19 protein-coding genes are annotated in these 15163 nt (G+C 46.0%); 11 read left to right on the plus strand and 8 right to left on the minus strand.

Annotation, left to right across the window (positions count from 1 at the left end; genetic code table 11):
• The first annotated feature begins 87 nt into the window (after nucleotides 1–87).
• Nucleotides 88–3669, plus strand: coding sequence for a dynamin family protein (locus MTR82_RS02405; RefSeq protein WP_246807562.1), 3582 nt, complete (start codon nucleotides 88–90; stop codon nucleotides 3667–3669).
• Nucleotides 3670–3672: 3 nt separating this feature from the next.
• Entirely contained in the window at nucleotides 3673–4605 is a 933-nt protein-coding gene (locus MTR82_RS02410) for a sulfurtransferase (protein WP_246807563.1), read from the plus strand.
• A gap of 49 nt (nucleotides 4606–4654) precedes the next feature.
• Here MTR82_RS02410 and MTR82_RS02415 read toward each other — a convergent pair whose 3' ends face one another.
• A complete protein-coding gene (locus MTR82_RS02415) occupies nucleotides 4655–5992 on the minus strand; it encodes a hemolysin family protein (protein WP_246807564.1) in 1338 nt (445 codons plus the stop codon).
• A 180-nt stretch (nucleotides 5993–6172) separates the two neighbouring features.
• On the opposite strand from MTR82_RS02415, the gene MTR82_RS02420 reads away from it, so the two are divergent.
• Nucleotides 6173–7756, plus strand: coding sequence for an amidohydrolase (locus tag MTR82_RS02420; RefSeq protein WP_246807565.1), 1584 nt, complete (start codon nucleotides 6173–6175; stop codon nucleotides 7754–7756).
• Nucleotides 7757–7758: 2 nt separating this feature from the next.
• The gene (locus tag MTR82_RS02425; protein WP_246807566.1) at nucleotides 7759–7968 is read left to right on the plus strand and encodes a hypothetical protein; all 210 of its coding nucleotides are present in this window, start codon (nucleotides 7759–7761) and stop codon (nucleotides 7966–7968) included.
• Between the two features lie 61 nt (nucleotides 7969–8029).
• Here MTR82_RS02425 and MTR82_RS02430 read toward each other — a convergent pair whose 3' ends face one another.
• Nucleotides 8030–8827, minus strand: coding sequence for a TIGR00266 family protein (locus MTR82_RS02430; RefSeq protein ID WP_246807567.1), 798 nt, complete (start codon nucleotides 8825–8827; stop codon nucleotides 8030–8032).
• Between the two features lie 142 nt (nucleotides 8828–8969).
• Here MTR82_RS02430 and MTR82_RS02435 point away from each other — a divergent pair, with 142 nt between their 5' ends.
• Nucleotides 8970–9467 (plus strand): cupin domain-containing protein, encoded by a 498-nt coding sequence (locus MTR82_RS02435; protein WP_246807568.1) that lies wholly within the window; start codon nucleotides 8970–8972, stop codon nucleotides 9465–9467.
• Nucleotides 9468–9536: 69 nt separating this feature from the next.
• Nucleotides 9537–9794: a hypothetical protein gene (locus tag MTR82_RS02440; protein WP_246807569.1), complete on the plus strand. Its 258-nt coding sequence runs from the start codon at nucleotides 9537–9539 to the stop codon at nucleotides 9792–9794.
• A gap of 32 nt (nucleotides 9795–9826) precedes the next feature.
• Here MTR82_RS02440 and MTR82_RS02445 read toward each other — a convergent pair whose 3' ends face one another.
• A complete protein-coding gene (locus tag MTR82_RS02445) occupies nucleotides 9827–10471 on the minus strand; it encodes an SDR family oxidoreductase (protein ID WP_246807570.1) in 645 nt (214 codons plus the stop codon).
• Nucleotides 10472–10652: 181 nt separating this feature from the next.
• Between MTR82_RS02445 and MTR82_RS02450 the strand changes: the two genes are divergently transcribed.
• The 4 genes from MTR82_RS02450 to MTR82_RS17050 all read left to right on the plus strand — a co-directional run bounded on the left by MTR82_RS02450 (nucleotide 10653) and on the right by MTR82_RS17050 (nucleotide 12643).
• Nucleotides 10653–10859 carry a hypothetical protein gene (locus MTR82_RS02450; RefSeq protein WP_052651451.1) on the plus strand — a complete coding sequence of 69 codons (207 nt, stop codon included), beginning with the start codon at nucleotides 10653–10655 and terminating at the stop codon, nucleotides 10857–10859.
• A gap of 25 nt (nucleotides 10860–10884) precedes the next feature.
• Nucleotides 10885–11895: a S66 family peptidase gene (locus MTR82_RS02455; protein ID WP_246807571.1), complete on the plus strand. Its 1011-nt coding sequence runs from the start codon at nucleotides 10885–10887 to the stop codon at nucleotides 11893–11895.
• A gap of 15 nt (nucleotides 11896–11910) precedes the next feature.
• Nucleotides 11911–12408: a GNAT family N-acetyltransferase gene (locus MTR82_RS02460; protein WP_246807572.1), complete on the plus strand. Its 498-nt coding sequence runs from the start codon at nucleotides 11911–11913 to the stop codon at nucleotides 12406–12408.
• 112 nt (nucleotides 12409–12520) lie between these two features.
• On the plus strand, nucleotides 12521–12643 hold the full coding sequence (locus MTR82_RS17050; RefSeq protein WP_279576954.1) for a hypothetical protein: 123 nt from the start codon (nucleotides 12521–12523) through the stop codon (nucleotides 12641–12643).
• Nucleotides 12644–12651: 8 nt separating this feature from the next.
• Here MTR82_RS17050 and MTR82_RS02465 read toward each other — a convergent pair whose 3' ends face one another.
• The 4 genes from MTR82_RS02465 to MTR82_RS02480 all read right to left on the minus strand — a co-directional run bounded on the left by MTR82_RS02465 (nucleotide 12652) and on the right by MTR82_RS02480 (nucleotide 14400).
• Entirely contained in the window at nucleotides 12652–12969 is a 318-nt protein-coding gene (locus MTR82_RS02465; protein WP_246807573.1) for a hypothetical protein, read from the minus strand.
• A 14-nt stretch (nucleotides 12970–12983) separates the two neighbouring features.
• A complete protein-coding gene (locus MTR82_RS02470; protein ID WP_246807574.1) occupies nucleotides 12984–13196 on the minus strand; it encodes a hypothetical protein in 213 nt (70 codons plus the stop codon).
• A 120-nt stretch (nucleotides 13197–13316) separates the two neighbouring features.
• On the minus strand, nucleotides 13317–13709 hold the full coding sequence (locus MTR82_RS02475) for a ribonuclease HI family protein (RefSeq protein ID WP_052651456.1): 393 nt from the start codon (nucleotides 13707–13709) through the stop codon (nucleotides 13317–13319).
• Between the two features lie 7 nt (nucleotides 13710–13716).
• Nucleotides 13717–14400 (minus strand): queuosine precursor transporter, encoded by a 684-nt coding sequence (locus MTR82_RS02480; RefSeq protein ID WP_246807575.1) that lies wholly within the window; start codon nucleotides 14398–14400, stop codon nucleotides 13717–13719.
• Between the two features lie 145 nt (nucleotides 14401–14545).
• Here MTR82_RS02480 and MTR82_RS02485 point away from each other — a divergent pair, with 145 nt between their 5' ends.
• Nucleotides 14546–14746 (plus strand): zinc-finger domain-containing protein, encoded by a 201-nt coding sequence (locus MTR82_RS02485; RefSeq protein ID WP_052651458.1) that lies wholly within the window; start codon nucleotides 14546–14548, stop codon nucleotides 14744–14746.
• A gap of 119 nt (nucleotides 14747–14865) precedes the next feature.
• On the opposite strand, the gene MTR82_RS02490 is transcribed toward MTR82_RS02485, so the two are convergent.
• Nucleotides 14866–15072, minus strand: a complete 207-nt coding sequence (locus tag MTR82_RS02490; RefSeq protein WP_052651459.1) for a cold-shock protein — start codon at nucleotides 15070–15072, stop codon at nucleotides 14866–14868.
• Nucleotides 15073–15163 lie beyond the last annotated feature (91 nt).

Genomic DNA, 15163 nt, shown 5'->3' on the forward strand with positions numbered 1-15163 from the left:
GGATAGAGACTTACGGGCCAACTCCTTTTTTCGTTGGGCGTAAAAAAATGTTATGATAGGAGCAGTATCTGAAGAAGGGGTTATCAAATGACAGCACATGACCATCAAAAAGATTTAATTGAAACAGCAAGGCTCTATAAAATATTTGCAGACAACGAAGACACAGAACGCGCCTCAAAAGCGGAATTGTTTGCAAAGAAGATATTAAAGAATAATTTCATTATTGGATTTGCCGGACATTTTTCTTCGGGAAAATCGTCGATGATCAATGCACTGACAGGAGAAACGTTATTGCCATCGAGCCCGATCCCGACAAGTGCCAATATCGTAAATGTGCAAAAAGCAGATGCTGATTTTGCGATCGTCAACCGCAAAAACGAGAAACCGGTTTATTTTCCGGAAAATTACGATTTCGACGTAGTCAAGGCATTCTGCAAGAGCGGGGATGTGACCCAAGTCGACATCGGCCATCAAGACTCGGTGCTTCCGGAAGGCATTACCGTAATGGATACTCCAGGAGTTGACTCGACAGACGATGCGCACCGCCTGTCTACGGAATCTGCCCTGCACGTTGCAGATATGGTCTTTTACGTCATGGATTACAACCATGTCCAATCTGAGCTGAATTTCAATTTTACACGGGAACTCCAGAAATACACGGAGCTCTACTTAATTGTCAATCAGATCGACAAGCACCAGGCAAGTGAATTGCCTTTTGAAGACTTTAAAAAATCGGTATATGATTCATTTGCGGCATGGGGAGTCGAACCGAAAGGAATTTTCTTTACCTCATTAAAAGACTTTGGATTTCCCAGCAATGATTTCGAGCAGGTAAAAGGATTGGTGGCTTCTGCGATGGCAGGATGGCACGGCCACGTAGGAGAAGCCACCGATGCCGCTTTGCAGCAATTGAAAGATGAGCATCTCCGTTTCCTGGAAGAGGAACAGCAGGAGCGGCTGCAAGCTTTTTCTTCCGTGCTGGCTGAAGACGAATGGGAAAACCGCGAAGAAATTAAACAGGAAAACAGAAAAGTGGCGAATCGGCGATCGGTCCTGGATTTTGAAAAATGGCAGGCTAAATTCGAAAAAGACCGAAAAGAATTGGTGGATAACGCCAATATTATGCCGTATGAACTGCGCAATGCCCTAACGAATTACGTCGAGTCCGTCCAGCCCGGTTTCAAAGTAGGGTTATTGTTCAGCGGCAAAAAAACGGAAGAAGAGCGGGCGCTTCGGAAAAGAGAAGTGGTGGAAAGGCTCGATACTGTTGCCGCTTCCCAAATCACGAATCATCTAAAGAAACTGATGAAAAATTCATTGAAAGATGCGGGGCTTTTAACCGATGATGAGTCGATTTCCATTGATGAAAAAGAATTTCCGCTGCCGTTTTCGCTGATTGAAGAACAGCTGCCGAAAAGCGGCCCGGTCACAAGCGATACCATTTTGAACTTTGCGAAGAATATCACCGCCGCAATTCAGCGCTGGTTTATTAAAGAAACAGAAGGCTGGAAAAAAGCACAGGAAGAAAAGTTCATCTCATTATCCGATGATGCCAATACAGAAATGGATATGAAAGCGCAATTGCTGGACCAGAAACTGCTGGCCATCACCACGCTGGAAGAAATGGATGAGCGGATCGATAAAGTGAAAAAATCTTTTTCAGCAATGCTTCCGAGCCAAAAATTGGAGGCGGAACAAAAAGTGGACCGCTGGCAGCATGAATTTTCAATTTCCATGGAGGAAATGGTGGAATTTGATGAATCGATGCTCGAGCAAAAAACGGCAGTGGACCGGGAAGACCGGGATCCGCTTGCGTCGTCCGCTGTCAGCCAGTTTGATGAAAATGCAGTAGTTGAGAGAGCCCATCAAACGGCTTTGGCCCTCACTTCGGTTAAAGGATTCGCTGAAACCGCGGAATACTTAAAGCGAAAAGCAGCACGGCTAGAGAAACAGGAATTTACAATTGCCCTTTTCGGGGCATTCAGTGCGGGGAAATCTTCTTTCTCCAATGCGTTGATGGGTGAAACAGTGTTGCCGGTTTCCCCGAATCCGACGACGGCGACAATTAACCGAATCCGACCGGTAACGGAAGACCATCCGCATGAAACGGCAGATGTCCGTTTGAAAACGGTCGCCCAGATGACAGAAGATGTGAAGAATTCCTTTAGCATTTTGGGCGTTGAAGTCCATACGCTGGAAGAAGCTTACGCAAAAGCAGGGTCGCTTTCAAAGGAAGGCTCGACAGAACAGCAAGTCCATAAATCATTTATTGATGCGTTCCAAAAAGGTTATCCGGAATTCAAAGCTCATCTCGGCGAGACGCTTCGGACGAATCGCGAAGAGTTCGGACTGTATGTCGCAAAAGAAGAGCGCAGCTGTTTCGTCGATGAAATCGACTTTTACTACGATTGCGAATTGACGAGAAGCGGCGTTACATTAGTGGATACACCGGGAGCTGACTCGATCAATGCCCGGCACACGAATGTCGCTTTCGAATACATCCGCAATGCCGATGCGGTCTTGTTCATCACTTACTACAACCACGCATTTGCCAGAGCGGACCGAGAATTCCTCATCCAGCTTGGGCGGGTCAAAGATGCATTTGAAATGGATAAGATGTTCTTTGTCGTCAATGCGATTGATTTAGCGAATAATGAAGAGGAAAAAGACGCTGTGATTTCTTATGTGCAAGATGAGCTGCAGCGTTTCGGCATCCGTTTTCCAAGGCTTTACGGTGTTTCGAGCTTGCTCGCGCTAAAAGACCGGGAAGTATCGGGCATGCCGGAGTTCGAAGAAGCTTTCCAGCATTTCTTGAAAGATGAAATCAAAGGGATGGCTGTCCAATCCTTGGCGGAAGAAGAACAAAAAGCGGTGGACCGTTTTAGTGCATTGATTGCCCAAACCGAAAAGAACTTGATGCGCAAAGACGAACGGCTGGAAGAATTGAAACGGATCGAACAGCAATTGCGCATTCTGTTCGGGGCATCTGCTGCTCGTATTTTTGCGAAAGAAGCTCTTCAGGAACTGGATGAATTGCTGTACTACGTCAATCAGCGCGTATTCTACCGCTTCAACGATTTCTTCAAAGAAGCGTTCAATCCGTCGGCGTTCAATGGAAAATCAGCCCAGCAAGCTTTGGATACCGCCATCGGCGATATCGTGGAAATGACGGCATTCGACTTTGCCCAGGAATTGCGGGTGACGCATTTCCGTCTGGCCCAGTTTATCGAAAAGCGGATTGCTAACCGCTTTAAAGACGACAGCGCCAAACTAAAAGAAATGAATCCGGATTTCTCGCTAACGCCTTATGAAGTGGAAGAAATGGCGGCAATTGAACCGGACCAGGCTTTTAAAGAAGCATCCTATGCTTCCGTCAAATCCTATTACAAGAACAACAAAAGTTTTTTCGAAAAGAATGAAAAAGAGAAATTGCGGAATGCCTTGCAAGTCTTGATGGAGCCGGATGCCTTAACGTATCTCGACCAAGAGAAAGCTAAAATGAGCCAGTGGGCTGACAAATGGATCGAGCAGGAGGCGGAAGGTTTGCGCCAGCATATGCTTCGCCAAGCCATCGACCAGATTGAATCAGAACGCATGGTGCTCCAGCAACAGGAAATCCTGGCTGAATGGAAAGACTTGTTTTCAAATCTCGTAGCGGAAAGGGTGTAAAGTATGACGGTATTCAAGAACATTAGCCAAACACAAAACGTTCGATGGATTGATGCACGATTTGATTTGAAGGATCCGAAATGGGGAGAAAAAGCTTACCAAGAAGGACATATCGAAGGGGCGGTTTTCTGGGACCTTGAAAAGGACCTTTCCGATATGGAGGCAACAGGCGGACGGCATCCGATGCCTTCAAAAGAAAAATTGACCCGGCTGATTGAAAAAAGCGGCCTTGATCCGAAAGATGAGGTCGTCATTTACGACCAAGGCGGAGCTCCTTATGCAGCGCGGGCCTGGTGGCTATTGAAATACGCTGGATTCGAAAATGCCTTTATCAGCATAAAAGGGTTTGAAGCGCTGAAAAAAGAAGGATTCAAAACGACTCAGGAGATTCCCGGGACTCCTGCTGCGCAAGTAGAGCTTTCTTTTGATGATTCGGTTTATGCCGACCAATCCTACGTAAAGCAAATCATTAATGGCGACGAACTCGGAATCTTGTTGGACGCCCGGTCTGCTGAACGCTATGCCGGGATTTCTGAGCCGATCGATCCGGTTGCAGGCAGAATTCCGTGTGCCCGCAATTTCGACTGGGAGCAATTGGTTGACCATCGAGGGGAATTCACGGAAGAAGTGGATTTTTCGAATGTCCTTCAGAAAAACGAACCAGCGGTCGTTTATTGCGGAAGCGGCGTTACCGCTGCAGCGCTGTATGCGATGCTGGCCCATAAAGGCTATACATCGCTCCGCTTGTATGCAGGCAGCTTCTCGGATTGGATCGCAGATGAAAAGAACGTCGTGGAAATCGACGCGAATGAGCAAACCGCACCGATGGATGATGCAGCAAAAGCCATCCTGGCAAAACTGATCGAAGAAGGCTATAGCGGCGAAATGCTTATGAAAAAATTCGAATACGAAAAATCGCTGCTGGAGAAAAAATAAGCAGAAAACCCCCGTTCACTTAACAAGTGAACGGGGGTTTTGCCTTGTCTTATTCGCGAATGTCTTTAGTGAGCGAAAGTTCTTTTTTCGGATGTTTGCGTGTCAGCTGGACCATAATGATCTGGTGGTTTTCCATTTCCCGCACCGTGATGACATGTGTTGGCAAATGGACAGTGCCGCCTTCTGTGATGTCGGTGTTTTTCAGCTGGACCCAACCGCCTATCGTATCCACGTCTTCGCTGTCGTCAAAAACGATGGCAAACCGCTCTTCTAAATCTGAAAGGAGAACACGTCCGTTTACAAGATAGTTCAGCGGATCGAGTGCTTTGATTTCGTCCCGTTCATCATCGTCAAATTCATCGCGGATTTCTCCTACAATTTCTTCCAGGATATCTTCCATCGTAATGACGCCGGACGTGCCGCCATACTCGTCAATGACAATGGCCATATGGACCTGCTGCCTCTGCATCGTTAGCAGAACATCCTGAATCGGCGCTGTTTCCAAGACAAAAGGAATGTCATGGACAATGATGCTTTCCGTTAAACTTCCATTCACTGTGAAATTCGTCAGCATTTCTTTAATATTCACAAACCCGATAATGTCATCCTTGTCGCCATTTTCGGTTACAGGGTAGCGGGTATATTGATGGTCTCTGACGATTTCCATCAAGTCATTTTCATCCATTTCCAACGAAACCGTCTCCATCTGCGTCCGCGGCAGCATGATGTCCTTTGCGACGCGTTCATCGAAAGAAAAGATGTTTTGCATATACGAAAGTTCGGTTTTGTTGATTTCACCGCTTTGGTAGCTTTCGTTCATAATAATTTTTAACTCTTCTTCCGAATGGGCTTGCTCATGTCCGGCAGGTTCAATTCCGAACATGCGCAGCAATAGGCGCGCAGAACCGTTCATAAGCCAGATGAACGGATTTAAAATCTTTCCGAAAATAACCAAAGGCTTTGAAAAGAATAAAGCCATTGCTTCCGCATATTGGATCGCCAATGTCTTGGGAGCCAGTTCACCCAGCACTACATGGAGAAAAGTCACCACTGCGAATGCGATTCCAAAAGAAAGGATGGATGCAGTAGGGTCTACTATGCCGAAATTTTCAAAAACTGGATGCAGGATCCGTTCGACCGTCGGTTCTCCGAGCCAACCAAGACCCAGAGCGGTCATCGTAATGCCGAGTTGGCAGGCCGATAAATAATAATCCAGGTTATCCACGATTTTTCTGGTGCGTATTGCGTTTTTATTGCCTTCCAAAATCAGTTGGTCAATGCGGGAAGTCCTCACTTTGATAATTGAAAATTCCGAGCCAACAAATAATGCAGTCAAAGCAATTAATAAAGCCACTAAAAACAAATTCAAGTAAAGTATACTGTCCAATTCGTCCCTCCGGTTTGAAGGGTTCACCTCTGCTTTCTAAAATATCCATTTATTATACCATAACCGAAAGCCACTTTCTTTTGGGAACTTCTCGCAAAAAATTTTGAGTATTCCGATTGAATTGAGTTGTCACTCGGAGGAAATGGAATTATGATTAACAGTGAGAAAAGGAGTGACGTTATGAAAACCTTATGGCACGGCGGAAAAATTTATACGATGGCAAGTGAAGGCGAAACCGTAGAAGCGGTTTTGGTTTCTGATGGCAAAATCGAAAAGATCGGTACATATAACGAATTAAAAGAGCTGGCAGATAAAGAAATGCATTTGGATGGGAAGATCATGTATCCGGGCTTTGTGGATAGCCATATGCATATGATCGGGCACGGTGAGAAACTGCTGCGGGTGGACCTTTCCAAAATTGAATCCTCAGAAGAAATGAAAGAGCAGCTGATCCGTTCGACAAAAGATTTGGCACCGGAAAGCTGGTTTATCGGAGAAGGCTGGAATGAAAACAATTTTCCCGACCGGAAAATTTTCCACCGCTTAGAACTGGACGAGATTTCCGAATCGCCCATGATGTTGAAACGCGTATGCCGCCATGCTGTTTTGGCGAATTCAAGCGCGCTCCAATTGGCGGGGATCACGAAAGATACACCGGATCCGGAAGGCGGAGTGATCGTCCGGGACAATGACGGAGAACCGACAGGCTATTTGCTGGATGCAGCACAAGACCTGGTGGCCGATCAAATTCCGGAAGTCAGTGTTGAATATTTGACGCATGCGCTCAAAACTTCGGTGGAAAATTTATTGTCTCTCGGATTGACCGGAGCCCATACAGAAGACATGGGGTATTACGGCCATGACTACACAAAGCCGCTGCAGGCGTTCAAAAATGTGATCGGCAGCGACAAACTGAAATTCCGTGCGAATCTGCTGCGTGCCCATAGCCAGTTTGAAGCGATGATGGAACATGCGAGCTACGCTGAACCATTTATTGATCCGGGCGCCATGAAAATTTTTGCCGATGGTTCGATTGGCGGGAAAACGGCGTTATTAAGCAAGCCGTACAACGATGATCCATCCACGAGCGGCGTTGCCATCCATTCGGATGAAGAATTGCATCGTTTGGTTGCTATGGCACGGAAACACGGGGAAGCCATTGCGATCCATGTCATCGGCGATTTGGCGATGGAAAAAGCGCTGGACGCAATTGAAGCTCACCCCGTAGCGGAAGGGAAGCGTGACCGTTTGATCCATGCCATGATTCTCCGTGAAGATTTGGTGGAGCGCATGGAAAAATTAGCGGTTATTCTGGACCTGCAGCCAAGTTTTGTCAGTTCGGATTTCCCGTGGGTGATTGAACGCTTGGGAGAAGAACGGATCAAATGGTCTTATGCATGGAAGAGCCTAGTAGACCGCGGCCTCATTTGTGCAGGAGGATCGGATGCACCGATTGAAGAGGTGGATCCGCTTCAAGGCATCTATGCAGCCGTAGCAAGAAGAAAGCCATACGAAACGCATGAAGGCTACATGCCGCAAGAAAAATTAAGCCGTTTTGAAGCCATTCAGCTGTACACGAGCGGAAGCGCTGCGGCGATTTGCAAAGAGCAGGAGCGCGGAATCATTGCGGAAAACTTCGATGCGGATTTCTCGGTATTTGACCGGGACTTGTTTGAAGGCGAACTCGAACAGATCATCGAAGCGGAAGTGGAGCTGACGGTCGTAGCTGGAGACATCATGTATCAAAAAGGAAGAAGTGAATAGACGTGGAAGCTATACCGGAAGAAATTTTAGCGAAGCTGGCGCAAGCAGCCCAAGCGGGCGTTGATATGGGGAGCCCGAAAGCGGTAGTGACCCATATGCTCGGCCAAGGCGAAAAAGAATCGATCCTCTATTTCTATAAGCCTGGGACGATTGAATTTGATTTTGATAAATATGAATCGGCTGTCAAAGAGATGCGAAATCGCAATTTGTAATTTGGAATACCCCAAAAAATCCCCCGCTGCCAATTGCAGCGGGGAATTTCGTGTGTTTAGATTATTTGCCGCCGAGCAAGTCAAACAATCCGCCGGCAATGCTGCCTTCGCCTTGCGATTTGCCTGCAGGATTTTGTGGAGCCGCTGCAAATACGCGGCTCGCTAACCGGCTGAATGGCATGGATTGGATCCAGACACTGCCTGGGCCGCGAAGAGTGGCGAAGAACAATCCTTCACCGCCGAATAACGCCGTTTTTACGCCGGAGACCATTTCAATATTGTAGTCGACATCAGGAGTCATCGCGACTAAACAGCCGGTATCGACCCGAAGAACTTCCCCTTTTTGGAGATTTTTCCGGTGAAGCGTGCCGCCTGCATGGACAAACGCCATTCCGTCGCCTTCAAGCTTCTGCATAATAAATCCTTCACCGCCGAAAAATCCGGTCCCGAGTTTCCGTTGAAATTCAACGCCGATGGAAACGCCTTTTGCTGCCGCTAAAAAGGCATCTTTTTGGCAAATGATTTTTCCGCCCAGCCTGCTGAGGTCCATCGGAATGATTTTCCCGGGATAGGGAGAAGCGAAAGATACTTGGCGTTTGCCGGTTCCCTGGTTCGTAAACGTCGTCATAAACAAACTCTCCCCGGTAATAATCCGTTTGCCGGCGCCCATTAATTTTCCCATGATGCCGGAACCGCCGCTTTTCGAGCCATCGCCGAAAATCGTTTCCATGACGATGCCGTCTTCCATCATCATCAATGCACCGGCTTCCGCCACGACGGTTTCGTTCGGATCCAATTCAACTTCTACAAACTGCATATCGTCCCCGTACAGTTTAAAATCGATTTCATGATTATTCATCTGTTTCCCTCCTTGGAATAACTGCTATATAATGAATACGCGAATTAAATTCAAAAGTTTCAAAAATGGAAAATATATTAATAAGGACAAATTTAATGAATATTATTATGTAAACTATAATTGTGTATCGGAGGAAAAAAGAATGGACGCTGAACAATGGATTGAATTTTTGCAAATGGAAGAGCATCCGGAAGGCGGCTACTACAAGTCTTCCTTCACTTCAGAAGATAGAATGGATTTTCAAAGCCATAACGGGGAAAGGCCGTTATACACGAGCATTTATTTTTTATTGCGCTCACAAGACCTATCCCATTTTCATCGATTGAAGTCGGATGAACTCTGGTATTATCACGCAGGCAGCGCACTGACTGTTCACATCATTGATGAAGACGGAGCATATCGGCAAGAGCGATTGGGGATCGCCATCGCTGATGGGGAAAAACCGCAAGTGCTGGTCCCAAAAGGCAGCATTTTCGGCTCGACTGTCGATCGTGAGGATTCCTTCTCATTAGTCGGCTGCATGGTGGCGCCTGGATTCGACTATAACGATTTTGAACTTTTCACCCAGAAGCAATTGAAGGCGGATTATCCGCAGCACGAGGAAATCATCGAAAGGCTCGCTTACACAGAGCTTCCGTAAAGGAAAGACTATATCGAATTATTTGAAAATATGCTATTCTAAGGAAAATGAGAAAAATGAGGTTGAGTCATGGAAATGGTTTTATCATTATCAATCATCGCAGTAGCCATCTTTGCGGGGATTTCCTTAAAGAAATTTTACGATAAGCCTTATATCGTCAATTTCGCTTTATCTGCCATGCTGCTGTTAATTGTGTTGCGCACAGTTCTCCAGCAGCCGATCAGCAACATGGGATGGGCAGCTGTCATCATTTGTTCGATCGCATTCATTTTCCAAGTAGTTTTAGGAATTAAAAATTTGAAAGTAAAAGAACAAGTACAGGCGTAAAAAAAACGGATCTCACGATGAGATCCGTTTTTTTAGAGCCGGTTTAAGGCTTCTTCAATTTCGTCATCGCCTGATATGATTTCAAATGTTTTATTGAAGGCATGGAGATTGTTGAGCGAATGCAAAAGGACTTTGGCAACATCTTCCCTTGGAATCGGGCCGGCGTCGACATATTCCGTCGCCTTGATCCGCCCGGTTCCGGGATCATTCGTAAGAAGGCCCGGCCGGATAATGGTATAGGTCAAGCCGCTCGCACGCAGAATATTATCCGCATGGTGCTTTGCCACATAGTACGGGGCAATGTCATCGCCCCACATATCCCGCCGGTCCGCATGGATGGCGCTGACCATAAGAAAGCGGTCGGTTCCGGTTTGGCTTGCCGCTTCAATGGTTTTCGCCGCACCGTCGAGGTCGATGAGCAACGTTTTGTCGGCTCCTGTACCGCCGCCGCTGCCTGCAGTGAACACGACCGCATCGCAGCCGTCCATCGCGGCCGCAATTTCTTCCACCGTGCCTTCGAGGCTCGTGACGACCGTCTCCACATTCAAGCTATTAAAATAACTGATTTGTTCTTCAACGCGAATCATCGCAATCGGCGTATGCTCCGGGCTGTCAGCCAGCAGTTTGACAAAATGCCTGCCGATCTGGCCGTTTGCGCCTACCACTAATACTTTCATTGCATTTCCTCCTCAAAGTACTGTATTTACTCTTCTCATACCCTTCATAATTTTCTTTAATCGGATGAACCACAATTCATTTCGTGTAAATTTCGAAAATTTTTCTTTATATCTAAAAGGTGTTTAGTATAATGTAACTAATCTCTTTTCTTTGATAAAAAATGATTTCTGGAGGTATTAAATGAATTCCGAGAAAGCAAAAAAGAATGCTAAATACAATGTACATAATGATTCAGCCGGCCTTTCCTTCGGTGTAGCACATATGAGCAGCAAACCTTTAGACAAAGAAAGAAGCCCTTTTTGGGACTTTATTACTCAAACGTTCTTATTTATACTAGGTGGAGTTATTCTTTGCGGAATGCTCTATCTACTCGTATCATTTACATAATGACAAATTTTAAAGGAGATTGGCTATGATTCGATATCCAGCACGGAAAATTGAAATGATCGGCGTCACCGCCCCATCGTCCGGAGTGGGGCTGGCTGATCATGGCGTTCTTCAATCGGCAATTGAGCGTTTAGAGGAACGCAATTTCAAGTTGAAAATCGGAGAGACTTCTTGGACTCAGGCTGAAGCAAAGTCTGCAGATGCAGAAACGCGGGCAGAAGAGCTGATGGAAATGTTAAACGATGAATCAGTGGATCTCATTATGCCGCCATGGGGCGGGGAATTGTTGATCGAGGTGCTGGAACATATGGATTTCGGTGCGATACCGGAAAAATGGGTGATGGGCTATTCGGATATCAGCTTGCTGCTCCTTGCAATTACATTGAAGACAGGAATTGCGACTGCCCATGGCACCAACCTTGTCGATTTGCGCGGACCGGAATCTGACAGCACGACAGCGAGATGGCTGGATGTGCTTCATACTCGCAAAGGCGAGTCCATCAGCCAAGTTTCTTCTGAGAAATTCCAGGAGAAATGGGACCATGAAAATCCATCGCCGGTCATCTTTCATTTAACCGAAGAGACAGAATGGAAAACAGTTTCCGGTGAGCCGGAACAATTTTCAGGCCGGCTTCTGGGAGGGTGCGTGGATGTCATCCGCCACATCATCGGTACGCCTTTTGGAAATGTGGAAGCTTTCAGGGAAGCGCATATTCCAGGGGAGCCGGTGCTGTGGTATTTGGAAAACTGTGAAATGAACGTGGCTGACTTAAAGCGCACATTGACGCAAATGAAATATGCAGGCTGGTTTAACCATATCTCGGGCATTGTCTTTGGGAGAAGCCCTGCAAATGAGGAAGTCGGCGGATATACCGTTGAAAAACTGTATGAAGACCTATCCGAAGAGCTCGGTGTTCCGATTGCCTACGACATCGATCTCGGACATGTCCCTCCGCAAATCACATTCATCAACGGAGCCTTTGCGGTTATCGATGTTGAAAAGGGCAAAGGGAAAGTCACACAGGAATTTAAGTGAAAAGGACGAATATAAATGGAAATCCGAATTTTAACCGCTGAAGATGCCGAATTTTACCGGGAACTTCGCATTGAGGCATTGATGCTTTCACCTGATGCTTTTGGTGCTACATTAGAAGAAGCGCTGGATAAACCGGTCGAGAAGACAGCGGAACGATTGTCTTCGCCTTCAGCTACTACGTTCGGGGCTTTTGTCGGCGGCAGGTTGTTGGGGAATGTCACTTTAACGCGCCACACACCGGCTAAGTTGCGGCATCGCGCCAATGTGGTCGGGGTATACGTGACGCCTTCCGCCAGAGGCCGGAAGATTGCAAGCCGGTTGATGGAGGCCTTGGTTGAGCATGCGAAAAGCTTAGAAGGCCTTGAACAATTATACTTAGCGGTCGTCAGTGATAATGGGCCCGCCATCGAATTATATCAGAATTGTGGATTTGAAAAATACGGGACGGAGTATCGTTCGATGAAAGCGGAAGGCAGTTATATTGATGAAGACCTTATGGTGAGATTTTTGTAAGGAAAATGAAGGGAAGCTCGGAAAAAAGCATTTTTTTATCCTAAAACTTCCTTTTGGCTATCATAAGCGAAGGGGCTGTGCAAAAGGAATGGGAAAGATAGGAGGCAGGCGCATGTCCTTCATGAAAGACGTCAAAGAAGAAGCGGAAATCCGCAAAAAAAGAAATCAGATCCGCATTGCCACTTGGGTGATCGTTGCCATCGTCCTCGCGTTGGTATGGTATTTCACCAAATAAAAAAACCGTCATTGCGACGGTTTTTTTCTGTTCTGCGAGATTTCAACAAGCACCGCCACTAAAGTGAAGGCAATCAGCACGTTGACAAGCGCAGCATCCAAATATTTGTCTCTGAGAATAATGGCCACCGTCAATGCATAGAACAGCCCCTGCGATATCTTGGCAATTCCCGGCACTGCATCTTTCGGATAGCGGAGCCGGGCAAGCTGGAACATCAAAAATGCCAGCAAGAGCACCAAATAATAGGGCCAACTAAACTGTTCGATCCAATTATTGATGACTCCGAAAATAATTAATGGAATAAAATAAAACAGTAATGAATTCAAGAAAACTCACCTTTTCATCTTTTATTGGAATTCTTTCGCTGCCTGTCGGTAATCGCCTTGTAAAGGTTGGCTACAGAAAAAACGAGGGCCAGCGTGACGATGATGATGGAAATGATGGGATAGGCGGAAACGCCGTTCTCCAAAATTTCAACCACCCGTGTGTAAAGAATCCACGGTCCGATCAATAGAATGAAAATATCGAGCGCCGTTCCTAAATTAAACTTCATCTAATTCCTCCAATAGACAGGCTGATTTCAGTGTAGCAGAATTATTTTCATGCGTCTTGATGGAACTCGAAAACAAAAGCCGCTATCTGGTGGATAAGATAACGGCTTTAACTATCAAGTTTATTTTTTATTCGCCCGCAGTTCTTTTCTCGCTAAATCATCTGCTGCGCGGTTTTGGGAATCGGGAATCCATTTGATGAAGCAGTATTCGAAGGAGGCGGACAATTGAAGTGCTTGTTCGAGCAAGGGTTTGAACTTCGGATTTTTGATGAACCCGCGTTCAAATGCTTCAACAGTCACTTGCGAATCCGATTTAACAGAGACCATGCCGCTCGTCAGTTCCTTGGCTAGTTCTAGCCCTTTTACCAACGCAGTAAACTCGGCAGTATGGTTATCCATTTCTCCGATATAGCCGCTCCATTTGATCAAATGGCCTTCGCCCCGAATGAAAACGCCGACCGCACTCACTTGCGGAGAACCGGCAGTAGCCGCATCAATAAACACTTCAAGCATAGGTCACCTACTTTTCATCAATGGGTTTCAGTGCCTTGGCAATATAGCCAAAAGGCGTCGACATGACGGAAACGACAAATTTCAGAATATACGTGGATAGGAAAATTTGAATCCAAACATCAAATGGGAATACGCCGTAAAAAGCGATGCTCGTAAAAATCATTGTGTCGAACAACTGGCTGATTAAGGTAGACCCGTTGATCCGTATCCATAACTGGCTATCTTTTGGAAATAATTTGCGGATCGCAGAAAATATAATAACGTCCAAATGCTGGCTGGCCAGATAGGCCACCATGCTCGCAATGGCAATTTGCGGAATCAATCCAAAGATGGTTTGAAGGGAACCATCCGCAATATCGCTTTCAGCCGGGATGAATTTCAACCCGAGCTGCATGACAATCACCATGATCAGCAAAGAAGAAAATCCAAGCCAAACGGCTTTTTTCGCTTCTTTCTTGCCGTATTTTTCATTCAGGATATCGGTTGCGAGAAACGTCGAAGCATATAGGCTGTTGCCGAGAGTCGCCGTCAATCCGATGATTTCAATTGTTTTGGTTACTTGGATATTCGCTAGAACAGTAGACATGGCCACCCAAGCAAACAATCCGGTCTTGCCGAAGAATTTGTACATGATCAGCAGCAAGACAAAGTTGACCACGGCAAAGCCGAGGCCTAAAAACTCGTTGAACAAAATAATTTCCTCCTTAGTTTTGGTAAAGCGGGAGTTTACGAACCGCTAACATAATAAAAAATGTCCTTTGCCAGTATAACGATTGTTGCAAAAAAAGACAAATTAGGAGTAAAATAAACGAATGGCATTTTGAAGGGGTGACAGTTTGAACAAGCTTTCAATAATCAATGAGATTGATGAAATGATGGAAACTTATTGCGAAGGTTGTTTCGTACGCAAACAAATACGCAAAGAGCAGGGCAAGACAGCGGCCCACCGTTTTTGCATCAGCCATTGTTCAGTCGGGACGCAGCTGCAGTTTTTGGGAAATGAATTAAATAAAGTCGGCACGGAACATAAATCATAAGAGTAGGGCGAGAAATCGTCAAAAAAGCCGGGATGCGAATGGTTTCGCATCCCGGCTTTTTTAATGTTCCCCACATAAAAAAGGCCATAAACGGCCTTCTGGACTAAAAATTTCAATTATCAACTTTCAATTTCAATTACATTTGCGGCTTGCGGCCCGCGGTTCCCATCAATAATTTCAAAGGAGACGGTTTTTCCTTCTTGCAATGTACGAAAGCCCTCACCTTGAATTCCGGTAAAATGGACGAAGACGTCATCGCCATCATTATACTCGATAAAGCCATAACCCTTTTCCGTATTAAACCATTTCACTGTTCCCTGGTGCATGCACGTTCCCCCTATTATTGATATTGTAGCGGTACCATGAAAAAACCGGTTACGGTTGGATTAAACTATACAGGAAGCGCTATAAATCGTC

Origin of the sequence: Planococcus ruber (assembly GCF_022819085.1) — a bacterium.
Classification (GTDB): Bacteria; Bacillota; Bacilli; order Bacillales_A; family Planococcaceae; genus Planococcus; species Planococcus ruber.

What these genes read in the sequence shown, in the direction of transcription:
- MTR82_RS02405 (WP_246807562.1), top strand. Translation starts at nt 88, where the DNA reads ATGACAGCACATGACCATCAAAAAGATTTAATTGAAACAGCAAGGCTC.
- MTR82_RS02410 (WP_246807563.1), top strand. Translation starts at nt 3,673, where the DNA reads ATGACGGTATTCAAGAACATTAGCCAAACACAAAACGTTCGATGGATT.
- MTR82_RS02420 (WP_246807565.1), top strand. Translation starts at nt 6,173, where the DNA reads ATGAAAACCTTATGGCACGGCGGAAAAATTTATACGATGGCAAGTGAA.
- MTR82_RS02430 (WP_246807567.1), bottom strand. Translation starts at nt 8,827, where the DNA reads ATGAATAATCATGAAATCGATTTTAAACTGTACGGGGACGATATGCAG.
- MTR82_RS02435 (WP_246807568.1), top strand. Translation starts at nt 8,970, where the DNA reads ATGGACGCTGAACAATGGATTGAATTTTTGCAAATGGAAGAGCATCCG.
- MTR82_RS02440 (WP_246807569.1), top strand. Translation starts at nt 9,537, where the DNA reads ATGGAAATGGTTTTATCATTATCAATCATCGCAGTAGCCATCTTTGCG.
- MTR82_RS02445 (WP_246807570.1), bottom strand. Translation starts at nt 10,471, where the DNA reads ATGAAAGTATTAGTGGTAGGCGCAAACGGCCAGATCGGCAGGCATTTT.
- MTR82_RS02450 (WP_052651451.1), top strand. Translation starts at nt 10,653, where the DNA reads ATGAATTCCGAGAAAGCAAAAAAGAATGCTAAATACAATGTACATAAT.
- MTR82_RS02455 (WP_246807571.1), top strand. Translation starts at nt 10,885, where the DNA reads ATGATTCGATATCCAGCACGGAAAATTGAAATGATCGGCGTCACCGCC.
- MTR82_RS02460 (WP_246807572.1), top strand. Translation starts at nt 11,911, where the DNA reads ATGGAAATCCGAATTTTAACCGCTGAAGATGCCGAATTTTACCGGGAA.
- MTR82_RS17050 (WP_279576954.1), top strand. Translation starts at nt 12,521, where the DNA reads ATGTCCTTCATGAAAGACGTCAAAGAAGAAGCGGAAATCCGCAAAAAA.
- MTR82_RS02470 (WP_246807574.1), bottom strand. Translation starts at nt 13,196, where the DNA reads ATGAAGTTTAATTTAGGAACGGCGCTCGATATTTTCATTCTATTGATC.
- MTR82_RS02475 (WP_052651456.1), bottom strand. Translation starts at nt 13,709, where the DNA reads ATGCTTGAAGTGTTTATTGATGCGGCTACTGCCGGTTCTCCGCAAGTG.
- MTR82_RS02490 (WP_052651459.1), bottom strand. Translation starts at nt 15,072, where the DNA reads ATGCACCAGGGAACAGTGAAATGGTTTAATACGGAAAAGGGTTATGGC.